This window comes from Capillibacterium thermochitinicola (assembly GCF_013664685.1).
Taxonomy (GTDB): domain Bacteria; phylum Bacillota; class UBA4882; order UBA10575; family UBA10575; genus Capillibacterium; species Capillibacterium thermochitinicola.
The window spans coordinates 129,270-150,940 of record NZ_JAAKDE010000012.1; the positions used below are offsets into that span (position 1 = coordinate 129,270).

The following is a 21,671-nucleotide window of genomic DNA, read 5'->3' on the forward strand; positions in this document are numbered from 1 at the left end:
TTTATTATTATTATTTGGGAAAAATCACAAACGTTTTCGAAGAATTCTGCCCGCCTAGATTGTAAATTTTTTTTAATTGCGCCAAAAAAAAAAACTACCCTGCAGTTCTAGGGTAGCTTGGCGCATTAATGGTCTTGTCCTGTACCGCGTTAAACCTTGTTCTTTATGTCGTTGTTAGCTCTTCTTTACAAATGATAAGGTTCGCCCCGCAGGATCTTAAATCCGCGGTAGATCTGTTCCAACAAAACCAACCGGAAAAGCTGATGGGGAAAGGTCAGATCGGAGAAGGAAAGGCGGTCATCGGCCAGGGCCGTCACCTCCGGCGCCAGTCCCGAGGCGCCCCCAATCACCAGGTATACTTCCTGGCCGCCGCTTTCCCGGGCCGCCAACCACCGGGCAAACCCTTCGGAAGTTAATTTCCTTCCCCGCGGATCACAAACGGCCACAAAGGAACGGGGTTTCAAGACGGCCTGGATCCTTTTTCCTTCTTCCTTTTGGGCCTCACCCGGGGCGCGGCCCAACGGGGAATCGGGAACCTCGACGATCTTCAGTTTGGTGTAAGCGGTAAGCCTTTTTTGGTATTCGGCAATCCCTTGCCGCAGATAATCTTCTTTGATTTTGCCCACCGCCACAATCGTCAGATGTAACATCTTCTACTCCAACGGTTCCGCCGTAATCTCTACTTTAAACCGGCGGTTGCCCCGGTAAAGCTCCATGGTAACCCGGTCCCCAACTTTCAGATCCAAACCGGCAAAGTTCGCACCTTCCTTAATGGCTTCGCCGTTGATGGCCACGATGACATCGCCGGCTTTCAATCCCGCTTTTGCCGCCGGACCGGGGTAGACCCGCGTAATCAGGAAGCCTTGGTCCACGGGAAGCTTGACCCGCAGGCGCTGTTCAAGAAAGCGCTTGTTGTTCTCATCGAACGGCACATAGCTGATACCAATCGCTCCGGGACGACGCAGTTCGCCCTTGATGATTAGATCAGCAATCTCCCGGGCTTTATCGATGGGAATCGCAAAGCCAATCCCCTGGGCCTCTTCGATAATGGCGGTGTTGATCCCGATGACCTCGCCTTTACTGTTCAGCAACGGGCCGCCCGAGTTCCCAGGGTTAATGGAAGCGTCCGTCTGGATTAAATCACGCAAAGCGGTTTTTTCCCCGGTGGCAATACTCCGGTTCACCGCACTAATCACGCCGACCGTCACTGTATTCTTCAACCCTTCACCGATGGGGTTGCCGATGGCAATCGCCATTTGGCCGACGCGGAGATCGGCCGAGCGGCCAAATTTGGCCACCGGGTAGTTGTCCCCTTCGATCTTGAGCACCGCCAGATCATTATCGGGATCAGCCCCGACGAGTTTGGCCGGAAATTCGCGCCCGTCATTCAAAACAACCAAAATCTCCTCGGCCTTCGCAATAACATGATAATTCGTCAGAATATGCCCATCCTTGCGGAAGATCACCCCGGAACCTAAGCCCTGAACCGGCTGGTAACCGACCAAGCCAAAGAAGAAATCTTTCACCTCCACCAGGCTGGTGGTGGTGATCATCACCACACTGGGGCCGACCTTATCCACCACGTCAATGGTGGCTTTTTCATAGTCGGTGAGCTGGACCGGAGGACTCTCTTTCGCGGGCGTTGCCTCTTGTTGGACCGGCGGTTGGGCAACCAACGCCTGACCCAATCCGGTAAAGCGGACGGCAAGCAGAACCAGGAAACCGCCCATAAAAGAAGCGATCAAAAACAAGGTAAACAGACTGGTGCGGGAGGAAGGACCTCCTCTTCGGTAATGCGTTGACATCTTTTTACCTCCGAAAACTTCTTACCCAGTTTTCCTATTCTTCCCCAGGGAAGAAAAGTTTATCGAACCCGGATAATAATTTGTCCGCCGCGAAACCCCTCGTGCAACAGATCACAAAAGGCTGCCGCGGCCTTTGGTGTTAACCATGGTGCCAACGCGTCAAATAGTAATAAGGGCTGGGTATCCGCCCAGACCGCTTTCGCCAAGGCCAGCCGGAAAGCCAGATCCGGCAGATCGGGCCGACTGAAGGAGACCTCTTCCGCCGGACACCAATCACCATCGGCCGTCCGGACAGAAAACCGTAAAAGGTTCCCTTCCAACCGGGGTTTTAATCCTTGTCCCTTGCCCTCGGTCAAGCCGGAAAGGAACCGTCCGGCATCACGGTATATAGTATATAAAGCCGTCAGTTCGCCCTCGCCAAGGTCGGCATTTTTTTTCATGACCGCCTCGGCCTCCCGTTTCTGTTTCAGCTCTACCAAATAGGCACGTGCCTCCGCCGGCGTAGCCTGATCCAGCTCCGCCAGGAACGCAGCCAATTCTTCTTCAACCTGTTGCCGCTGGTGTTTAATCACACTGAGCTTCTGGACTTTCACCTGGACCGCCGCCAAGTCTTCCCGTCCGGCCAACGCCAGCAGTTGTTCCCTTTTCTGACGGAGTCTTTCCTCCTTTTGCCGCGCCCGCTCCAGCTCTTCCCACCATAAATCCAGATTCTGATCCTCAAGGATGGTCGGCCGTTGCAAACAGGCCAAATCCTTCCGGTATTGTTCTAAGAGGGCCATTTCTCTTAGAAAATCTTCCGGATTCTTGTTCTTCAGGAGGACTTTTAGTTCCTCACGGATCCGCCCCAGCTTTTGCAGGAGTTCACTAATCCGCCGTTTAATCTCCTCTTCCCGTTCTTTTCCGCCGAAACGGGACCACACTCCTTTTCGGCTGTTCTGTTCCAGTAATTCCTCCATGGCTTGCAAAAGTCTATTTAACTCCGCTCTTTGTGCTAAAAGGCGGTTTACTCTTCGTTCCGTCTCCGGTGTATAGATGGTCGGGTCAAAGGCGGCGATTTTCTGCCGGAGGGTTTCCTCTTCCTTTTTCAGGATCGCCCGGGTTTCCATCTCCTTCCGGATTTGTTCTTCATAGAAACTGGTTTCCAAAGTAGCCGCCGTATATTCCCGCGTTGTTAAAGCCAATAAGTCCTCACCGGTGGGTGAAAGAAACTTTTCGTAGGCGGCATAATTTTGCTCCTCCTCGATCAACCGCTGTTTTTCTTTTTCCAACCGGTCCAGCTTGACGAGGAGCTCATTAATGGTCGCCAAATCTATTTCCTGACCGTGCGTCCGCGTTTCGTTCCCCGCCTGGCTCAGTAAAACCGGCAGCCGTTCGTGTGATTGGACTTTCCGAATATGTTCCCGGACCAAAGGGGCGTTTTGGTCTAGCGTAAAGTCGGTGTTTTGAAAAACGCCGATGACCGCAAAGTCCAAAGGATTCAGGACCTTTAGCTCCTGCAGGAGAAGATCCATCAAAGCCATTGACGACAGGGGGAATAACCCTTTGGTCTCCAGTTTAAAAACTTCCAGGGATTCGCGGGTAAAATTGCGTCCAAGGAGAAAAGTACCACTCTTGGTCTCAATCCACATGGCCGCGCTACAGTCTTCCTTGCCCGTTGGCGGGATCAGTTGTTGTTTTCGGACGTTTTGGTGCGGGGGAAAACCATACAGCACCGCCCGGATTGCTTCGATGACGGTTTCCTCCGTCTCCTGTTCCGTATAAGGAACCTCCGCCCAGGAGGGAGCAAAAGTATGTTCCCAGTCGCGCAGGGGGCCCAAAGCTTTAATCATCAATCTTTTGATGCGCACTGCGTCACCCCGCTATTCACCGTCCTCGCCCTCTTCCTGTCTACTGACGACCCGGGCCACGGCAACAATCCGGTCGTCCCCCTCTAGTTGCATAAGTTTAACTCCTTGCGTATTCCGGCCCATGGAGGAGATATCGCTGACGTTAACCCGGATCACCAACCCGCTGGCGTTAATCAACATTAATTCATGTTCCGGATAGACCACGCCGCCCCCGATCACATCGCCCGTTTTCGCCGTCCGGTTCAGCGTTTTGATGCCGATTCCGCCCCGGGCTTGGATCCGGTATTGACCGAAGGGTGTCCTTTTGCCGTAACCATGCTCGGTAATAACCAAAAGTTCCGCGTTCTCCCGGATCACATCCATACCGACCACTTGATCACCCGGCCGCAGGTTAATCCCCTTCACGCCACGGGCAATCCGGCCCATCGGTCTAATTTCGGTTTCGGAAAAGCAGAGGGCTTGCCCGTGCCGGGTGAAAATAACAATTTCCCGTTCCCCGTCGGTCCGCCGCACCCCGATCAGTTCATCCCCTTCATCCAGGGTGATCCCGATTAGGCCGCTCCGCCGGTTATTGGCATACTGGGAGAGGGCTGTCTTCTTGACAACCCCATTCCGCGTACACATCAGCAGGAAAAGATCCTCGCGGAAGTCTTGCACCGGGATATAGGTATTGATCTTTTCCCCTGGGTTTAGCGGAATCAGGTTCACAACGGCAATTCCCCGGGCCTGGCGCGAAGCCTCCGGAATATCAAAACCACGGAGCTGGTAGACCCGTCCTTGGTTCGTGAAGAACAACACATGGTCGTGGGTGGAAGTAATAAAGAGATGTTCGACAAAATCCTCTTCTTTGGTGTTGATCGCGGTGATCCCTTTTCCGCCACGCCGTTGACTCTTGTACGTGGACACCGGGAGCCGTTTGATGTAGCCGCTGTGGGTGATCGTCACCACGATATCTTCATCGGCGATCAGATCCTCAATTGAGATATCCTCTTCACTCGCGGCAATCTCGGTCCGCCGCGGATCGGCATATTTCTCTTTGATGGCCAAGAGTTCCTCTTTAACAACCCCCATGATCTTGGCCGGATCCGCCAGCAGTTCCCGGTAGTAGGCGATGGTCTTCTGGAGTTCGGCGTATTCTTCTTCCAGTTTTTCCCGTTGCAGGCCGGTTAAACTCTGGAGACGCATGTCCAAAATAGCCTGGGCCTGTCGTTCCGACAACCCAAAATTGGCCATTAACCTTTCCCGGGCGATCTCAACCGTCCGGGAAGAACGGATCACCTGAATTACGGCATCAATGTGGTCTAAGGCAATCCTTAGTCCTTCAACAATGTGAGCCCGCGCTTCGGCCTTTTCCAGATCAAACCGGGTCCGGCGGGTAATAATCTCTTTCTGGTGTTCAAGGTAGTAACGGAGTAAATCCCGTAGTCCCAAAACCCGCGGCTCGTTATCGACCAAAACCAGCATGATGACACCGAAGGTATCTTGGAGCTGGGTGTGCTTATACAGCTGGTTCAAGAGGACATTGGGATTGGTATCCCGCTTCAGTTCAATGACGATGCGCATCCCGGAACGATCGGACTCATCCCGGAGATCGGTAATCCCTTCGATCTCCTTGTTCCGCACCAATTCGGCAATCCGCTCGATTAACCGGGCTTTATTCACCTGATAGGGGAGTTCGGTAACGACAATTTGGCTCTTCCCATTACTCAGGGTTTCGATTCCGGTTTTCGCCCGTACCTTAATACTGCCCCGTCCGGTGAGGTAGGCCTCGCGAATCCCATCCCGGCCCAGAATTATACCACCGGTCGGAAAATCCGGCCCTTTAACCACTTTCATCAGGGCTTCCGTATCCGCTTCCGGATCATCGATCAACATAACCGCCCCGTCGATCACTTCACCCAAATTATGAGGGGGAATATTGGTTGCCATCCCAACCGCGATCCCGGCCGCCCCGTTCACCAGTAGGTTCGGGAAACGGCTGGGCAGCACCACCGGTTCTTCCAAGCTCCCGTCAAAATTGGGGACAAAATCGACCGTCTTCTTTTCAATATCCGTCAACATCTCAACGGCCAGCGGTGACAGGCGAATCTCGGTGTAACGCATGGCCGCCGGGGGATCGCCGTCGACCGAACCAAAGTTCCCGTGGCCGTCCACCAAAGGAATCCGGTACGAAAAGTCCTGCGCCATCCGGACGATGGAATCATAGATCGCCGCGTCGCCGTGGGGATGGTAGCGCCCCATCACATCACCGACAATACGCGCGGATTTTTTATACGGTTTATCGGGCGTAGTCCCCGATTCGTACATCCCGTAAAGAATCCGCCGGTGAACCGGTTTTAGTCCATCACGGACATCCGGCAGCGCCCGGCCGACAATCACGCTCATCGCATAACTCAAATAGGAGCGTTTCATCTCTTGCTCAATTTTGATCGGAACAATCTTCCCATCCCTAACTTCTGCCAAAATTATCCCTCCATTGGCTCCCGCCTTCTACCCGTTTTGCTTCACCCGGAGACCATTGGGGTTTAGATGTCTAAATCCACCACTTCACGGGCGTGGGCTTGGATAAAATCCCGTCTGGGTTCGACCTTATCCCCCATCAAGGTGGAGAAGATCTCATCAGCCGCCATTGCATCTTCTAAAGTTACCCGCAACAGCGTGCGGCTCTCCGGATTCATGGTGGTCTCCGCCAACTGTTCGGCGTTCATCTCGCCCAGTCCCTTATACCGTTGAATCGTGACGCCCTGCCGGCCGTTGGCCTCCAAGAAAGCCTCCAGTTCCTGTTCGGAGTAGCAGTATTGCTGTTTTTTTCCTTTCTTCACCAAATATAAGGGAGGCATCCCAATATAGACATGGCCGTTTTCAATCAAGGGCGTCATATAGCGGTAAAAGAAAGTTAACAGCAAAGTCCGGATATGAGCACCGTCAACGTCGGCATCCGTCATGGTAATAATTTTATGGTAACGAATCTTCGAAAGATCGAAATCATCGCCGACCCCCCCGCCGATGGCGGTAATCATCGCCTTAATCTCTTCGTTGTTTAAAATCCGGTCGATCCGCGCTTTCTCCACATTCAAGATCTTGCCCCGCAAAGGCAGAATAGCCTGAAATCTGCGATCCCGGGCTTGTTTGGCCGAACCGCCCGCCGAATCACCTTCCACCAGATACAACTCGCACAACTCCGCCTCTTTAAAACTGCAATCCGCCAGTTTCCCGGGGAGGGAAGAGATCTCGAGGGCACTTTTGCGCCGGGTCAACTCGCGGGCTTTCCGGGCCGCCTCCCGCGCCCGGCTTGCCATCAGACATTTTTCCACAATCTTACGGGCAACCGCCGGGTTCTGTTCTAAAAACTCAGAGATCCCTTCGTAGACGACCGACTCCACAATACCCTTCATTTCACTGTTGCCCAGTTTCGTCTTGGTTTGGCCTTCAAACTGGGGGAAACGCAGTTTGACACTGATCACGGCCGTTAAGCCTTCGCGTACGTCTTCACCGGATAAGTTATTCTCGTTTTCTTTGATCAGATTGTACTTCCGTCCATAATCATTGATCGATCTGGTCAAGGCCGAACGGAAACCGGAAAGATGGGTTCCCCCTTCCACGGTATTTATGTTATTGGCGAAAGTATAGACATTCTCAACATAGCCGTCGTTATACTGGAGCGCCACTTCGACTATGCTGTTGTCGACCTGTTTTTCAACGTAGATCACTTCGTCAAAAAGCGGGGTTTTCGTCCGGTTTAAGGCTTGGACAAAGGAGACGATCCCCCCGTCGTAGTGGAAAGTAAGCTCTTTGTCAACCCGCTCATCTTTAATGGTGATCTTTAATCCCCGGGTGAGAAAGGCCAATTCCCGGAGGCGGTGAACCAAGGTATCTAAATCAAATTCACAACTCTCAAAGATCTCGGGGTCTGGTTTGAAGGTCACCTTGGTTCCGGTGGAGGAGGTTTCTCCGATCACCTTGACTTCGGTCTGGGGCTTACCCCGTTCGTACCTCTGATAATAGATCTTCCCGTCCCGCTGGACTTCCGCTTCCAACCAAAGGGAAAGCGCATTCACCACCGAAACCCCAACACCGTGGAGCCCGCCGGAGACTTGATAATGGCCGCCCTCGAATTTACCGCCGGCGTGAAGTTTGGTCATAACCACTTCCAAAGCGGAAATTTTCTCCTTCGGGTGGATGTCCACCGGGATCCCCGTACCATTATCGGCAACAGAAATGGCACCATCCCGCCGGATCACAACGTCGATCTGATCACAATAACCGGCCAAAGCTTCATCGATACTATTGTCCACCACTTCGTACACCAGGTGATGAAGGCCCCGGGGGCCGGTACTCCCAATATACATACTAGGCCGTCTTCTTACAGCCTCTAATCCCTCCAGAATTTGAATCTGTTCTGCGTTGTAACCGTTTGCTTTCTGCTTGCTCACCAACATACCTCCTAAAGCTACCCGCTAAAGAAAATCCTCTCGTTATTGGTTAACGGTATGCGCTGAATCGCCCCCCAGAGCAGGTAACGCATACCCGCTTTTCTTTCTTGCACGTGCCTCGCTCACGCGGGTGAATCTGTTTTTAATTGGGGATTTGTTCTGACCGCTTCTTCAGGGTGTAAGCGGAGATGGGCGACAAGATAATTTTTTGGTCAGTGTAAACCGCCGATTTTGGTTTTCCCTCTCCAATATCCACGATCTCCCGGCCTGTTTTCTTCCTCTGCTGCAGCCATTCTTGGAGTGAGGTGAACGTCATTTTTTCTAGATTTTCCACGATGACAATCTCATTGATACTGATAATCTGATTTCCACCCAAATGTAAAAACATCTGCCTCCCCCTTTACCGGCCTTTCACGGTCTAACCCTCATTTCCGTGCCTGGTGCGCGCAGTAAAAACGGCTAAAAGCCTGCTTCAAAGCGGGATCTTCGATCCCTTCAATTGCTGCGGGTAAGGGAAGATCATGCGCCCGGACCGGCTCCTTCCTCGTTTGCGCGGTCGTTTTATGATCAAAACCCGAAGTTACCGCACCAACGGTAATCCGGACGTTACGGATGAAATTTTCACCTAAAAGACGTTGATATTTCGTCATAATCTCTTTTTTAAAGAAGGTTAAATTATGGGCGAGGGCCGGATCGGGGGTTTTCACCCACAGGATCCCGTTTTTTACCTGACTCACCTCTATTTTGTCCTTTAAGGAATCACCAATGACTTGCGGCCAGTAATAATAGGCCAGTCCTGTTTGGACGTGGGCTTTGGGGGACCAGTTCTGGATAAATCCCCGCACGATCTCGGCAAGCGATGTTACCTGATTAATCTTTAATCACTCCACTTTCCACCGTAAATAGCTTTAATGGCCCGGAAAAAGCAGAGGTTGTTTTTAGTTCCGTAGTGCTAAGGATGGTTTGGGTTCCGGTCGTGAGCAGATTTAACAATTCCCGCTTCCGTTCATTATCAAATTCAGAAAAAACGTCATCCAGCAATAAGAGAGGAGCTGCCCCCTGTCTTTTTTTGATGAGATCCACCATTGCCAGCTTCAGCGCCAAAGCGGCCGTCCGCTGTTGGCCTTGTGATCCGTAAACCCGAAGTTCAAGGCGGTCGTTCATCATTATTTGCAAATCGTCCCGGTGGGGCCCGGCCAGGGTGTACCCACGCCGGAACTCCTCTTCACTGCGGGTCTGGAGCATTTGCCGGAACCGCTCCCTGATCTTGTCCAAATCAAGTTCCTGAACAACGTCACGGCCAAATTTATAGGCACAACCCAGGGTTTCCCGGTCATTGCTCATGGCTTGGTGGTAATGATTAAGCCAGGGGTTAATCTCAACCAGCGCTTGCTGGCGATAGAGCACAACCCGGCTCCCTTCCTCCACCAGGCGGTTGGTCCAGACTTCCAACTGGTTATAATCGCGGAACCCTTCCTTAAAATTTTTTAACAGGGCATTCCGCTGGTATAACGTCCGGTAAAAACGGAGAAAAACCTGGCGGTAGTCAGGGTAAGCCTGTGCCAGGTACAGATCGAGAAATTCCCGGCGTTTTTCCGGACCGCCTTTAATAATTTGCAGATCTTCCGGGGTAAAAATTACCGTCCGGACCCGTCCAAACAGTTCCCGTTTACTTTTTTGAACCACGCGGTTAACTTTGACTACCACACGGTCCAGTGCGTTACCAACCTCAAGGATGAGGTTTTCTTCATTACTTTGGAATTCTCCTTTTAGATAAAAACCTTTTTTATCCTCTTTAATCAGATCCTCATCCCGACTGGTCCGGAAGGAACGGCCCAAAGTTAAAAAAGCAACTGCTTCTAAAAAGTTAGTTTTCCCCTGACCATTCTTTCCACACAAAATATTAAGACCGGGCGACAATTCCACCTCGGCGCTGTCATAATTACGAAAGTTATTGATCTTAATCTTTTTTAGGTGCACTTTCCTCTTCCTTAATCCGAACCAAAAGTTGCGAACCGTCGGGCAGCGTGACCACATCTTGGTCGCGTAATTGACGGCCCCTTCTCCGTTCCGTCTCGCCGTTCACCTTTACCATTCCCGACTGGATTAACTGTTTTGCTTCCCCGCCGGTCATTACCGCGCCGGCGAATTTTAGGAATTGTTCAAGGCGGATCGATTCCCCTTGCACAACGATGGCTTCCATCCTTATGTTTCCTTCTCCTCCTTAATAGTTGAGGCGTAAGGGCATCAACACATAAGTGTAGGTCGTTAACTCTTTTACCTGTAAGACCGATGCTTTCATCCCGGCGGAAAGTTTAAAAACAATCTCCTCATCATCCACCGCTTTCAGAAAATCAATGATAAATTGGGCATTAAAACCGATCGCAAAGGATTCACCCTGGTAGGAACAGCTTACTTCTTCGTTAAACTGTCCAAGCTCCGGCTCCATCGCAAAGATGGTAAGGCGGTCGGGTTCAAAACTAAGTTTAACTGCTTTGTCGATCAGTAAACTTCTACTCAGCGAATTAAGCAGAGAGGTGCGTTGAAAACGGGCTTCGCCATCAAAACTTTCCGGAATCACCTGCTCATAACGGGGGAATTGGGCGTTGATCAGCCGCGTATAATAAAGTATCCCTTTCGCCACCGCATATAACTGCCGGTTAATCAGGAAAAAGGTAATTTCTTCATCGGGGTAACTCCCAAAAACCGCCGCCATTTCCCGCAGTGATTTTACCGGAACCAGGAAACTGTCTTCGCTGTTTCCGTTGACGGATAGATCCTTCACCACTAACCGGTTAATATCCGTCGCCACCAGCCTTAAACGGTCCGGTTTGTATTCCCAAAGGATACTGGAGAGAAAAGGACGGGAATCATTGGGGGCAGTAGCATAGACACTCTGACGGACGGCTTCTTCAAAAACAGGGGCTTCCAAGGAAAAAAGAATTTCTTCCCCGCGGAGCCCGGTTTGTTCCTCCATGTAAAGGTGGATCTTTTTTAAACCGTCGGGTACTGCCGGGTACTCTTCGGCTGGTAAGATATTTAAGTTAAAAAAAGTACTGGCTGTTTTGATGGTAAAGGAATTACCCTCGACCCCCATTTCGATACGGCCTGATGGTAAGTGCCGGATCACATCATAAAAGGTTCGCCCACCGAGAACGACCCGTCCCGGGGTGATAATGGTCACTTCTGGAACTTTAACCTCAATCCCATTCTCCAAGTCACTGGCAAAACAAAACAGCTGATCATCCCTGGTTTCCAAGACGATACCGTTAAGAATGGGAATACTGGTCTTCGCCGGTAAAACCCGTGTGGCAATCTGTAACGAGCGTACCAACTCGTCGCGCGAACAAAAAAGTTTCATCTCCTCGACCTCCTTAATGGGATTGGGTTATCAACAGGAACGATTACAAGGAGAAAAAATAAGGGGTTACAAAGATCAAGATAGCCGTAGTAATAGTATAACAGAATATGTGGATAATTCCTAAATCCCCTGTTCAGAGAGGAATTTATCACCGAAACAACCTGTGGAAGAAAAGTTCATTTATCAACAATTTTAACTTATCCACAAGAAAAAGTGGATTGTGGATAAACTAGTAAACAGTTTTTCCCCACACCAGTCAACAACTTAACCACAGGTTATCTTCATTTTAGGTTGATTATTTCTTTAGTTGCTGGGTTAAATCTTTAATTGCTTGATTAACAAGGGGGTCAATCCCCATCGACTCTTTGATCCGTTCACAACCGTGCATCACGGTGGTGTGATCGCGGCCGCCAAACTCCTCACCAATCTTCGGTAAGGAAGAGTCGGTTAATTCACGGGCAAGATACATGGCAATCTGCCGCGGTAAAGCTATGTTCTGGGTGCGCCGTTTCGATTTTAAATCTTCAACGGACAGATTAAAGTATTCCGCCACCGCCTGTTGAATCAGGGGGATCGTTATTCTGGTCGTTTGTTGGGTGGAGATAATATCACGGAGTACTTCTTCCGCCAGGTCGATGGTGATTTCCCGCTTCGTTAAAGAAGAATAGGCAATAACACGAATAAGCGCGCCTTCCAGTTCGCGAATATTGGAATTGATTAGATTGGCAATATAAACAATCACATCACTCGGGAGCTTCCATCCTTCGGCCGCCGCTTTTTTTTGTAAAATCGCAATTCTCGTTTCCAGATCCGGTGCTTGAATATCGGTGATCAATCCCCATTCGAAACGGGAACGGAGACGATCTTCCAGCGTTGGAATCTCTTTCGGCGGACGGTCGCTGGAGATGACAATCTGTTTACTGGCTTCGTATAGGGCATTAAAAGTATGGAAGAACTCCTCCTGTGTACTCTCTTTGCCGGCGAGAAACTGGATATCGTCCACCAGTAATAAATCGACGGTCCGGTATTTGGCCCGAAAACCAACGGTCTTGTTTTTTTGAATGGCATTAATCAACTCGTTGGTGAATTTTTCCGACGAAACGTAAACCACTTTGTAATAGGGGTTGTTTTCCATCACAAAATGCCCAATTGCCTGCATAAGATGGGTTTTCCCCAAACCGACACCGCCGTAGATAAATAAGGGGTTGTAGGCACGGGCCGGAGCTTCCGCGACGGCCAACGAAGCGGCGTGGGCGAAACGATTACTGTCCCCGACCACAAAAGACTCGAACGTATACTTGGGGTTAAGATTCAGGAGATTATCTTCACCCGTAAAATTGCTGGGGATTGTCGAACTGAACTCGGCTGCACTTGTCGTGTTTTTCAAGATCATGAATTTGAGTTGTATATCTTCGGGGAGATATTTTCGGAGGGAGGCAGTAATCGACGGTGCGTATCTGCTTTCCAACAAATCGCGGGCAAATTCGTTAGGGACTTCTATGTATAAAATGCCCTCTTCAATTTTCCAAGGTTTTGTTGGTTTTAACCAAGTTTCAAAACTTGGCTTGGTCATCAGGGGTTCCATCTCTTCCTGGACCTTGCTCCAAATTGATTCTAATTCTTCTATGTTCACCGGCACACCCACCTTTCAATTAGTTTCAAAGTCAGATACTTATCCACAATCTGTGTATAACCTGTGAATAAAATGAGGATAAGGACGGCAAAATTAAAAACGATAAAGCTTTGCCCGCGGGGAGAAAAGGCGAAAAAAAAAGAAGTCAAAGCCGAGAGAATTCCTTTGAAACACAAACGACTGAGAGAGTTATCAACATTATCCCCAGAAAAAAAGGGGCAATTGTGGATAAAGTAAGACGCGATGATTATAATACCAAATTCTTGCGGCTTTGACAAACCCAACAATGATGCAAAAAAAGCGGAAAAAGCCTTTCTGGGGAAAACTTACTGACAAAAACGCCCCCAGGGAAGGAATTGTGGATAACTTTCCAGAAGAAATATTGACAACCGGATAAGTCCTAATTATAATAAACACGGAAAATTAAGCCCAAAGCGAGGTGAGATTGGTGAAAAGAACATTTCAGCCGAACAATCTGAAACGGAAAAGAAGAATCGGTTTTTTGGTTAGAATGTCTACCCGCGGTGGGCGACAAGTAATTAAACGGCGGCGGGCAAAAGGGAGAAAGGTTTTATCGGCTTAAAATGAAATCTTTCCAAACCCTAAAAAAAAACTGGGAATTTCAAGAGACCTTTAAAAATGGCCGTTCCTATTCCAACTCCTTTTTGGTTCTATATGTTCGTCCGAATTCCGAAAATGAGGATATATTGAAGGTAGCTTTTTGTGCTGGGAAGAAACTTGGTTCTGCAGTCCGGCGTAACCGGATCAAAAGACAGTTAAAAAACGCTTTTTTTACACTGCAAGCCCGGGTGGCGAGGGGATTTTCCGTAGTGATCATTGCCCGTGAAAGAGCGGGACAAGCGGATTACGCCGCACTTGCCAATGCCTTGCAAGATCTCCTCATCAAGGCGAATTTATTCCCTCCGGAGAAATGATGCGGAAGACGATCATTCTGTTAATCCGGTTTTACCAGCGCTTTTTATCACCGTTAAAACCACCGGCTTACCGGTGCCGGTATTATCCCAGTTGTTCCCAGTATACCATCGAAGCGCTAACCCGTTTTGGAGTGGGTCGCGGTGTTGTCCTTGGGATTGTTCGTCTTCTTTCCTGTCACCCCTGGTCGCAGGGTGCGGTGGATCAAGTTCCCGAAACATGGCCGGGTTGGAAAGGCATATTCCGTCGCAAAAGGGGCTTATAGCCCTTTTATTTTTGGTACGGAAAAGGAAGATTGGCGGCTTGCCGGCCCGGGCTCCGGGTAATAATTTGCGACTGGTGTGAAAAAATATGGAAGAGGAATTCATTGGCGGAGAGAGAATAAGTTGCAGTGGCGGATAAAAAACGACCTTAAATAAGAGAAAGGTGTGGAGTTTACGCTTATGATATCCACGATCATGGCCAACATATTAACATTTTTCCACGATACCCTTGGGGTAGGCTGGGGAATGGCGATTATCCTTTTAACCCTTTTGGTGAAAGTGGTTTTATTTCCTTTTACGCTTAGTCAGATCCGTTCCATGGAAGGACTCAAAAAAATTCAACCCGAGATGAAAAAGATCCAGGAGAAATACAAGCACAATCCGGAAGAACAACAGCGGAAAGTGATGGAACTTTACCAGAAACATAAAGTTAATCCTTTTGGCGGGTGTCTGCCCCTGCTTTTGCAACTGCCGATTTTGTTTGCATTATTCAATGTTTTAAGGGTTCCGGAAAATTATAATCTCGATTTTACCAACGCCTATTTTTTGACGATGGATTTGACGAAAAGCCACAGTTATTGGTTGTTGGCGGCAATCTCCGGATTGACCTCCTATTTACAACAGAAGATGACGACCGTATCGACGACCGATCCATCCCAAAGTACCTTAATGTACGTAATGCCAGTCTTTATGGGGTATGTCACTTATACGCTTAAAGCCGGGATTGGTGTTTACTGGGTGGCCAGTACAGTGATTGGGATTGTTCAGCAGTGGATTATAACCAAATTTTTTATTCATGAGGAGCAACCTGAGATAAAATAAGTAAACAATTTCTGGTCTCCTAAGGAGGTTTATCTCGATGAAATCAGTGGAAATTGTCGCGAAAACAAAAGAGGAAGCGTTGGAATTAGCACTGAAAGAGCTAAACGTCGATGAGAGCAGAGTCAAAGTGGAAGTTTTGGAAGAGACCTCAAGCAAGAGTTTCTTGGGTTTATTAAATGTCAACCGGGTAAAAATTAGGGCCACGGTCAAAGAAGAGCTGGCCCAAAAGGCGGTTCGTTTTTTACGGGAACTATTGGTCAATATGGGGATCTTTGCTCAAGTCGAAATGTTTAAACGCCCCGGTTACGTGGTGCTTAATATAAATGGGGATGATCTGGGGCGATTGATTGGTCGTCACGGCCAAACTCTCAATGCTCTTCAGTATATCGTAAATTTGGCCGTCCATAAAGACAGTGATGATAAGGACCGGGTCATCATTGATGTCGGTGGTTATCGGAAACGCCGGGAAGAAAACTTAAAACGTTTGGCGCAAACAGCGGCGGAACGGGTGAGAAGAAAGGGACGGCGCGAGGTTTTAAGCCCCATGACCCCTCAAGAACGGCGAATTATTCACCTGGCCTTACAAAATAATAAAGAAGTCGTTACGCATAGCGAAGGAGAGGAACCCTACCGGCGCGTGGTTATCTCCCCAAAAACGACACGCTAGCCTAGCAAACGAACACGTGCCTTCCGGGGCACGTATTATTTTTATTATTTTTCCACAAGTAAGATGGTAAAGGCGATTTTTCGCGAAGGACAAGGGATCGGAAATGAAGGAAAGCCAGACCATAGCAGCAATCTCCACCCCGCCCGGGGAAGGAGGAATCGGGATCATCCGCATCAGCGGGGCCGAGGCGTTATCCATCGGGGCCAAAATTCTGCGTCACCCGTCCGGAAAGCAGATCAAGTCTTGGCCGGAAAGAGTGGTCCGGTTAGGTTATGTTGTTGACCAGGACAATGAACCCATTGATGAAGTGATCTATTTTTATTTTAAGGAGCGGAGGAGTTACACCGGGGAGGATTTATTAGAGATTCAAGGGCACGGTGGATACCAGAATCTTAAAAAAATACTAACAACAGTTTTCCAAGCTGGAGCACGGCCCGCCGAACCAGGGGAATTTACCAAACGCGCCTTTTTAAACGGTCGCCTTGATTTAACCCAGGCGGAAGCGGTGATCGATCTGATTCGGGCCCGCACCGATTTGGCGCAAAGGGTTGCTTTGAATCAGTTACGGGGCCGGTTGGCACAGGTCATAAAGGAACAAGAAGAAAAGCTGATGGCGCTCCTGGTACCGATCGAAGCGGCCCTTGATTTTCCCGAGGATGAGATCCCGGAACTTCAGAGGAATGAAGCGCTAAACGAAGTTAATAACGTCCGGCAGCGCCTGAAACAATTGTTAGACTCTGCCGACCGGGGAATTATCTTGAGGGATGCGGCGACGGTCGTAATTGCCGGCCGCCCCAATGTGGGCAAGTCCAGCTTACTGAACCAACTCCTGGGTGAAGAACGGGCGATCGTTACCCCGATTCCGGGGACGACTCGCGATTTTGTTTCGGAGATAATTGATTTGGAGGGTGTTCCGGTCCGGCTCATTGACACCGCAGGTGTACGCCAGAGTGACGATCCGGTGGAAAAAGCCGGGGTCGAAAAAGCCCGGCAATTAATGACCGAAGCCGATCTGGTTTTAGCCATCTTTGACGCGGCTACGCCGTTAACACCGGAAGACCATGCATTAATCGATTTTCTGAGCGCGAAACCGGCGCTGATCATCTTGAACAAAACCGATTTGCCTGTGCAAGTTACAGTCGAATCCTTACAGAGCGCCTTTCCTCAGGCCAAGTTCCTCTCGATCTCGGCGCTGACCGGAGCGGGGATTAACGAGCTGAAAACGTTGATCCGTGATGAGTTGATCGGGAGCGAAGGCCTCGCCGAACAACCGGCTTTGGTGACAAGGGTACGCCATAAAGAAGCCATTGAGGAGGCGATTGAACTTTTAACCCTGGTTGTGCAAGGGATCGCTGAAGAGTGGAGCGAAGACCTTTTGGCGGTAAACCTGCGGGCGGCTCTTGACGCCTTGGGACAAATCTCCGGCCGTGCGGTTTCGGAAGAGATTATCAACGAAATATTTGCCCAGTTTTGTATAGGGAAATAGGGAGCGGGACGATGAGACAAAAATACGATGTGGCTGTAATCGGGGCGGGCCATGCCGGGTGTGAAGCGGCCAATGCCACTGCCAAAATGGGTTTTACCACCCTCCTCTTAACGATAAATTTTAATAATATTGCCTTTATGCCTTGCAATCCTTCGGTCGGGGGGCCGGGGAAAAGTAACCTGGTCCGCGAGGTTGATGCCCTCGGCGGCTTAATTGGACGGAATACCGACCGCGCCCATATTCAAATCCGGGCTTTAAACACCCAGAAAGGTCCGGCCGTCCGCGCTTTACGGGCACAGACGGATAAACGGCTTTACCAGCAGTTTATGCAGGAATATTTGGAAAAACAACCATTAATCACCATCCGTCAGGGCGAGGTTGTCGCCCTTGAGCGTTACAAAGATCTCTGGCGATTAACCCTTAGTACCGGAATTACCTTTGAGGTTCCGGCGGTTGTCATCGCGACCGGGACCTTTTTGCGGGGGCGCGTCCATATTGGGAGTTTATCCTTTCCCTCCGGTCCGCAGGGACAGCATCCGGCGAACGCCCTGGCCGAGTATCTGGAGGCACAAGGCCTTAAATTCAAACGCTTCAAAACCGGAACACCCGCACGGGTGCGAAAACGGTCCATCAATTTTGACGCCATGATTGAACAACCCGGTGACCGTTTGGACCACGGGTTTTCCTACTGGTTGCCTTGGAGCCCGCGCGAACCCGTTTCTTGTTGGCTGACCTACACTAATGAAAAAACCCATGCGATCATCCGTAATAATCTCCATCTGGCTCCCATGTATTGCGGGGCGATCAAAGGAATCGGCACCAGGTATTGCCCGGCCATTGAGAATAAAGTGGTTAATTTCCCCCAACGGGAAAGGCACCAGGTTTTCATCGAGCCGGAAGGTTTAAATACCGATGAAATGTATATTGCCGGGCTTTCCAGCAGTTTACCGGAGGAAATCCAAGATCAGTTTATCCGCACCGTTCCGGGGCTGGAAGCAGTAGAGATTGTTCGTCCCGGTTACGCCATTGAATACGATGTGATCGCTCCCGAACAGTTGCAGAACAGCTTGCAAATTCGAGGGTGGCCGGGGGTCTTTAGTGCCGGACAGATCAATGGTACTTCCGGTTATGAAGAAGCCGCGGCGCAAGGTATTATTGCGGGGATCAATGCCGGTTTGTATTTAAAAGGGGAAGAACCCTTTACCTTAGGGCGGAATGAGGCTTACATAGGGGTTCTCATCGATGATTTGGTAACCAAAGAGAACAACGAGCCCTACCGGATTATGACCTCGCGGGCTGAATTTCGCCTTTCTCTCCGTCAAGAAAATGCCGACCTCAGGTTGACCGAGTACGGTTACCGGTTTAACCTAATCTCGTTGGAAGAGTATGACTGTTTCCAAAGGAAACGGGAGCGGATTGAGGAGACGTTGGCCTTCTTTACTGAGACCCATATTACTCCCGGGTCAGAGCAAGCGCTCCGCCTCAAAGAATTAACCGGCGTTGAAGTGAAACAGAAAAGCAGCCTTAAACAGTTGTTGCGGATGCCGCAGATCAAGATTACCGACCTCTGGGACCTGATCGACCCCGACCAAAAGCAGCCCCTCACCGACGAAGTGGTCGAAAACTTCATTAAATACGAAGGCTATTTGGAAAGGGAAGAAAAGATGGCAGCCCGTTTGGCAAAAATGGAGGAGAAGAAGATTCCGCCTGACTTTGATTATACCGCGGTACCGAATCTGTCTTCCGAAGCCCGGGAAAAGCTACAGAAATTTCGGCCGGCCACCCTGGGTCAAGCGGGACGGATTAGCGGTGTCAGCCCGGCCGATCTAAGTACCCTTTTAATCTGGATCACCAGGAGTAACCGGCAATGTACAGCGCCCAAACATTTATGAATGATCTATTTCAACCCTTTCCCGAACTGGACGCCGAAAAACGGGAGAAGCTTTTTACCTATCTACAGCTGGTTTTGGAAACAAACCGCACCACCAACCTTACTGCCATTACCAGTTGGGAAGAGGCGGTTGTTAAGCATCTTTATGATTCTTTAGTCGTAATCCGCTTAACCGCCTGGGCCGAGTGGCCGAAGATTCTTGACCTGGGATCAGGCGCCGGGCTTCCCGCCGTTCCCCTCTCTATTACCTACCCCCAGCAATCATACCACTTGGTGGAGGCCAGTCGCAAAAAGGCCGACTTTTTACACCGCGTTAAAGCGCAATTACAATTAGAAAACATTTTTATCTATAACGACCGGGCGGAAAATCTCGCCCACCAGAAGGAATTTCGGGAACAATACCCGATGGTCACTGCCCGCGCGGTGGCCGAGACGGCCGCCCTTTTGGAACTAACCATTCCCTTCTGTGTAACCGGAGGGTTTGTTTTGGCTTATAAAGGCCCAAACTACCAGACCGAAATCGAAAAAGCCAAAACTGCACAAGACCTCCTGAAGGTTGAGCTTAAGCAAGAGTTATCCTACCAATTACCGTTGGCGATGGGCGAGCGCACGCTCCTTTTGTTTCAAAAAACAGGACCCACTTTGGACAAATACCCGCGGCGGCCCGGTGTTCCAGCAAAACGGCCTCTATAAATGTTTCACGTGAAACATTTTTGCAGCGGCCCCTACCCAAGGGGAGCCGCTCTTTTTTATTTCCTTCCGGTTTTTTGCAGGAAGATTGATCGGTCTTCGCGAACTAAAAGAAAGAATGAACCCAATATTGGTGGTCCAAGAGGCGAGGAGGTAAGGAGGATGGGAAAAGTTTTTGCCATCACTAACCAGAAGGGTGGCGTTGGCAAGACAACGACCGCAGTTAATCTCGGTGCTTACTTAGCAGTTTTAGGGAAAAAAGTTTTAGTACTAGATAACGACCCCCAAGGGAATGCGACCAGTGGCTTAGGGCTGCGGAAAAGTGAGATTAAAAAATGCATTTATGATGTTTTAGTGAGCGAAATCCCCATTGAAGAAGTGATCCTTCCCACCCAAGTCCCAAACTTATGGGCCGCACCGGCTACTATTCGCTTGGCCGGGGCCGAGGCGGAATTGGTTGGTATGATGGCGCGCGACCAGCGTCTCCGCCGTTCCATTGAACCGGTCAGACAAGCATATGACTATATTTTAATCGATTGCCCCCCTTCCCTTGGGAATTTAACCCTTAATGCCCTAGCGGCGGCGGATGCGGTGATCGTACCGATTCAATGTGAATATTACGCTTTGGAAGGCCTCAGCCAACTGATGAAGACTTTACAGTTGGTCCAGAAGTATTCTAATCCATCACTGGAAGTGGAAGGGGTCGTTTTAACCATGTATGACCACCGGACTAACCTTTCCCAACAGGTGGCGGAGGAAGTCCGGAACTATTTCCAAGACCGCGTTTATAATTCGGTAATTCCCAGGAACATCAGGCTCAGCGAAGCACCGAGTCACGGTTTACCGATTAATCTGTATGATAATCGTTCTAAGGGTGCCGAGGCCTACTTTGAATTGGCTAAGGAAGTGATTGCCCGTGAATAAAACACGCGCTTTGGGTAAAGGGTTAGGGGCGCTCATTCCACAGCTGGAAGAAGAGGACCTCCAGAACACACAAGAAATCCCGGTGGAAAGTATCGAGCCAAACCCTTATCAACCCCGACGACACTTTGACCCGGAAAGTCTACAAGAATTAGCTGCCTCCATCAAAGAGCATGGAGTTCTCCAACCCTTACTGGTGCGGAGAAAAGGCGACGGCTACCAGCTCATCGCGGGCGAGCGCCGTTTGCGGGCGGCGAGACAGGTCGGTCTGACCACGGTTCCCGTCGTGGTCAAAGAATTGGACGACCGCACGATTATGGAGATTGCGTTGGTCGAAAATTTGCAGCGGGAAGATTTAAACCCTATGGAAGAAGCCGAAGCGTACCAACGGCTAATGGCGGAGTTTAATCTGACCCAAGAAGAAGTAGCCAAGGCCGTAGGGAAGAGCCGGTCGGCCATCGCCAATACCTTACGTTTGCTTAATTTGCCGGAACCAATTCAGCAGATGGTTGCTGAAGGCCAACTGACAATGGGACATGCCCGTGCGCTCCTTAGCCTTGAACAGCCAGAGCAACAGCTTTATATCAGCGAAAAGATTCTCCAGGAAAAACTATCGGTTCGCGAGACGGAAGAATTGGTGCGCCAGATCCATCTCTCTGGTGTTTCACGTGAAACATTGACGGGGGAAGAGAACAAGAAGCCAAAGGTTAGGCAAAAAATTGATCCAAACCTCCAAGCAATCATTGATGATATGACCCGGATCTTTGGCACTAAAGTTAATATTAAAAGCAGTGGTGACCGGGGGAAGATCGAGATTGAATATTACTCACCGGAAGAATTTGAAAGAATCACGGAAATTTTGTTGAGTTTATAGACAAAAGGCAGGACCAGGAAACGCAAGACAGTGGATACTATTCCG

21 protein-coding genes are annotated in these 21,671 nt (G+C 49.8%); 10 read left to right on the forward strand and 11 right to left on the reverse strand.

Annotated features, from left to right (window positions below; translation table 11 throughout):
- Nucleotides 1–185 precede the first annotated feature (185 nt).
- From G5B42_RS06565 to dnaA, 11 genes are all read right to left on the reverse strand, one after another.
- Nucleotides 186–650, reverse strand: coding sequence for a 23S rRNA (pseudouridine(1915)-N(3))-methyltransferase RlmH (locus G5B42_RS06565; RefSeq protein ID WP_181339654.1), 465 nt, complete (start codon nt 648–650; stop codon nt 186–188).
- A 3-nt stretch (nt 651–653) separates the two neighbouring features.
- Entirely contained in the window at nt 654–1,805 is a 1,152-nt protein-coding gene (locus G5B42_RS06570) for a S1C family serine protease (RefSeq protein WP_231133296.1), read from the reverse strand.
- Between the two features lie 59 nt (nt 1,806–1,864).
- The gene (locus tag G5B42_RS06575) at nt 1,865–3,652 is read right to left on the reverse strand and encodes a hypothetical protein (protein WP_181339655.1); all 1,788 of its coding nucleotides are present in this window, start codon (nt 3,650–3,652) and stop codon (nt 1,865–1,867) included.
- A gap of 12 nt (nt 3,653–3,664) precedes the next feature.
- The gene (gyrA, locus tag G5B42_RS06580; RefSeq protein WP_181339656.1) at nt 3,665–6,115 is read right to left on the reverse strand and encodes a DNA gyrase subunit A; all 2,451 of its coding nucleotides are present in this window, start codon (nt 6,113–6,115) and stop codon (nt 3,665–3,667) included.
- A gap of 62 nt (nt 6,116–6,177) precedes the next feature.
- Nucleotides 6,178–8,091, reverse strand: coding sequence for a DNA topoisomerase (ATP-hydrolyzing) subunit B (gyrB, locus tag G5B42_RS06585; protein WP_181339657.1), 1,914 nt, complete (start codon nt 8,089–8,091; stop codon nt 6,178–6,180).
- A 136-nt stretch (nt 8,092–8,227) separates the two neighbouring features.
- Nucleotides 8,228–8,473, reverse strand: coding sequence for an extracellular matrix regulator RemB (gene remB, locus G5B42_RS06590; RefSeq protein ID WP_181339658.1), 246 nt, complete (start codon nt 8,471–8,473; stop codon nt 8,228–8,230).
- A gap of 37 nt (nt 8,474–8,510) precedes the next feature.
- Entirely contained in the window at nt 8,511–8,930 is a 420-nt protein-coding gene (locus tag G5B42_RS06595) for a DUF721 domain-containing protein (RefSeq protein WP_181339659.1), read from the reverse strand.
- 25 nt (nt 8,931–8,955) lie between these two features.
- Nucleotides 8,956–10,065, reverse strand: a complete 1,110-nt coding sequence (gene recF, locus G5B42_RS06600; protein WP_181339660.1) for a DNA replication/repair protein RecF — start codon at nt 10,063–10,065, stop codon at nt 8,956–8,958.
- Entirely contained in the window at nt 10,046–10,288 is a 243-nt protein-coding gene (locus G5B42_RS06605) for an RNA-binding S4 domain-containing protein (protein WP_181339661.1), read from the reverse strand. The genes recF and G5B42_RS06605 overlap by 20 nt, the downstream gene beginning before the upstream one ends.
- 21 nt (nt 10,289–10,309) lie before the next feature.
- A complete protein-coding gene (gene dnaN / locus G5B42_RS06610; RefSeq protein ID WP_181339662.1) occupies nt 10,310–11,446 on the reverse strand; it encodes a DNA polymerase III subunit beta in 1,137 nt (378 codons plus the stop codon).
- Between the two features lie 295 nt (nt 11,447–11,741).
- Nucleotides 11,742–13,073, reverse strand: coding sequence for a chromosomal replication initiator protein DnaA (gene dnaA, locus G5B42_RS06615; RefSeq protein WP_181339697.1), 1,332 nt, complete (start codon nt 13,071–13,073; stop codon nt 11,742–11,744).
- A gap of 454 nt (nt 13,074–13,527) precedes the next feature.
- On the opposite strand from dnaA, the gene rpmH reads away from it, so the two are divergent.
- From rpmH to G5B42_RS06665, 10 genes are all read left to right on the forward strand, one after another.
- Nucleotides 13,528–13,662, forward strand: coding sequence for a 50S ribosomal protein L34 (gene rpmH, locus G5B42_RS06620; protein ID WP_181339663.1), 135 nt, complete (start codon nt 13,528–13,530; stop codon nt 13,660–13,662).
- A gap of 1 nt (nt 13,663) precedes the next feature.
- Nucleotides 13,664–14,014, forward strand: coding sequence for a ribonuclease P protein component (rnpA, locus tag G5B42_RS06625; RefSeq protein WP_181339664.1), 351 nt, complete (start codon nt 13,664–13,666; stop codon nt 14,012–14,014).
- A complete protein-coding gene (gene yidD / locus G5B42_RS06630) occupies nt 14,014–14,277 on the forward strand; it encodes a membrane protein insertion efficiency factor YidD (protein WP_181339665.1) in 264 nt (87 codons plus the stop codon). The genes rnpA and yidD overlap by 1 nt, the downstream gene beginning before the upstream one ends.
- A gap of 193 nt (nt 14,278–14,470) precedes the next feature.
- Nucleotides 14,471–15,097 carry a YidC/Oxa1 family membrane protein insertase gene (locus G5B42_RS06635; RefSeq protein WP_231133298.1) on the forward strand — a complete coding sequence of 209 codons (627 nt, stop codon included), beginning with the start codon at nt 14,471–14,473 and terminating at the stop codon, nt 15,095–15,097.
- A 37-nt stretch (nt 15,098–15,134) separates the two neighbouring features.
- Nucleotides 15,135–15,764 (forward strand): RNA-binding cell elongation regulator Jag/EloR, encoded by a 630-nt coding sequence (jag, locus tag G5B42_RS06640; RefSeq protein WP_181339667.1) that lies wholly within the window; start codon nt 15,135–15,137, stop codon nt 15,762–15,764.
- Nucleotides 15,765–15,867: 103 nt separating this feature from the next.
- Entirely contained in the window at nt 15,868–17,250 is a 1,383-nt protein-coding gene (gene mnmE, locus G5B42_RS06645) for a tRNA uridine-5-carboxymethylaminomethyl(34) synthesis GTPase MnmE (protein WP_181339668.1), read from the forward strand.
- An 11-nt stretch (nt 17,251–17,261) separates the two neighbouring features.
- Complete coding sequence (mnmG, locus tag G5B42_RS06650) at nt 17,262–19,142, forward strand: tRNA uridine-5-carboxymethylaminomethyl(34) synthesis enzyme MnmG (RefSeq protein ID WP_181339669.1); 1,881 nt, start codon at nt 17,262–17,264, stop codon at nt 19,140–19,142.
- Nucleotides 19,118–19,834, forward strand: coding sequence for a 16S rRNA (guanine(527)-N(7))-methyltransferase RsmG (gene rsmG / locus G5B42_RS06655; RefSeq protein WP_181339670.1), 717 nt, complete (start codon nt 19,118–19,120; stop codon nt 19,832–19,834). Before mnmG ends, rsmG begins: the two co-directional genes overlap by 25 nt.
- A gap of 159 nt (nt 19,835–19,993) precedes the next feature.
- Nucleotides 19,994–20,755 (forward strand): ParA family protein, encoded by a 762-nt coding sequence (locus tag G5B42_RS06660; RefSeq protein WP_181339671.1) that lies wholly within the window; start codon nt 19,994–19,996, stop codon nt 20,753–20,755.
- The gene (locus G5B42_RS06665) at nt 20,748–21,626 is read left to right on the forward strand and encodes a ParB/RepB/Spo0J family partition protein (protein ID WP_181339672.1); all 879 of its coding nucleotides are present in this window, start codon (nt 20,748–20,750) and stop codon (nt 21,624–21,626) included. Before G5B42_RS06660 ends, G5B42_RS06665 begins: the two co-directional genes overlap by 8 nt.
- Nucleotides 21,627–21,671 lie beyond the last annotated feature (45 nt).

Excerpts from the sequence above, each read along its gene's own strand:
- G5B42_RS06565 (WP_181339654.1), bottom strand. The coding sequence starts at position 650 with ATGTTACATCTGACGATTGTGGCGGTGGGCAAAATCAAAGAAGATTAT.
- G5B42_RS06570 (WP_231133296.1), bottom strand. The coding sequence starts at position 1,805 with ATGTCAACGCATTACCGAAGAGGAGGTCCTTCCTCCCGCACCAGTCTG.
- gyrB (WP_181339657.1), bottom strand. The coding sequence starts at position 8,091 with ATGTTGGTGAGCAAGCAGAAAGCAAACGGTTACAACGCAGAACAGATT.
- remB (WP_181339658.1), bottom strand. The coding sequence starts at position 8,473 with ATGTTTTTACATTTGGGTGGAAATCAGATTATCAGTATCAATGAGATT.
- G5B42_RS06605 (WP_181339661.1), bottom strand. The coding sequence starts at position 10,288 with ATGGAAGCCATCGTTGTGCAAGGGGAATCGATCCGCCTTGAACAATTC.
- dnaN (WP_181339662.1), bottom strand. The coding sequence starts at position 11,446 with ATGAAACTTTTTTGTTCGCGCGACGAGTTGGTACGCTCGTTACAGATT.
- rnpA (WP_181339664.1), top strand. The coding sequence starts at position 13,664 with ATGAAATCTTTCCAAACCCTAAAAAAAAACTGGGAATTTCAAGAGACC.
- yidD (WP_181339665.1), top strand. The coding sequence starts at position 14,014 with ATGCGGAAGACGATCATTCTGTTAATCCGGTTTTACCAGCGCTTTTTA.
- G5B42_RS06635 (WP_231133298.1), top strand. The coding sequence starts at position 14,471 with ATGGCCAACATATTAACATTTTTCCACGATACCCTTGGGGTAGGCTGG.
- jag (WP_181339667.1), top strand. The coding sequence starts at position 15,135 with ATGAAATCAGTGGAAATTGTCGCGAAAACAAAAGAGGAAGCGTTGGAA.
- mnmE (WP_181339668.1), top strand. The coding sequence starts at position 15,868 with ATGAAGGAAAGCCAGACCATAGCAGCAATCTCCACCCCGCCCGGGGAA.
- mnmG (WP_181339669.1), top strand. The coding sequence starts at position 17,262 with ATGAGACAAAAATACGATGTGGCTGTAATCGGGGCGGGCCATGCCGGG.
- rsmG (WP_181339670.1), top strand. The coding sequence starts at position 19,118 with ATGTACAGCGCCCAAACATTTATGAATGATCTATTTCAACCCTTTCCC.
- G5B42_RS06660 (WP_181339671.1), top strand. The coding sequence starts at position 19,994 with ATGGGAAAAGTTTTTGCCATCACTAACCAGAAGGGTGGCGTTGGCAAG.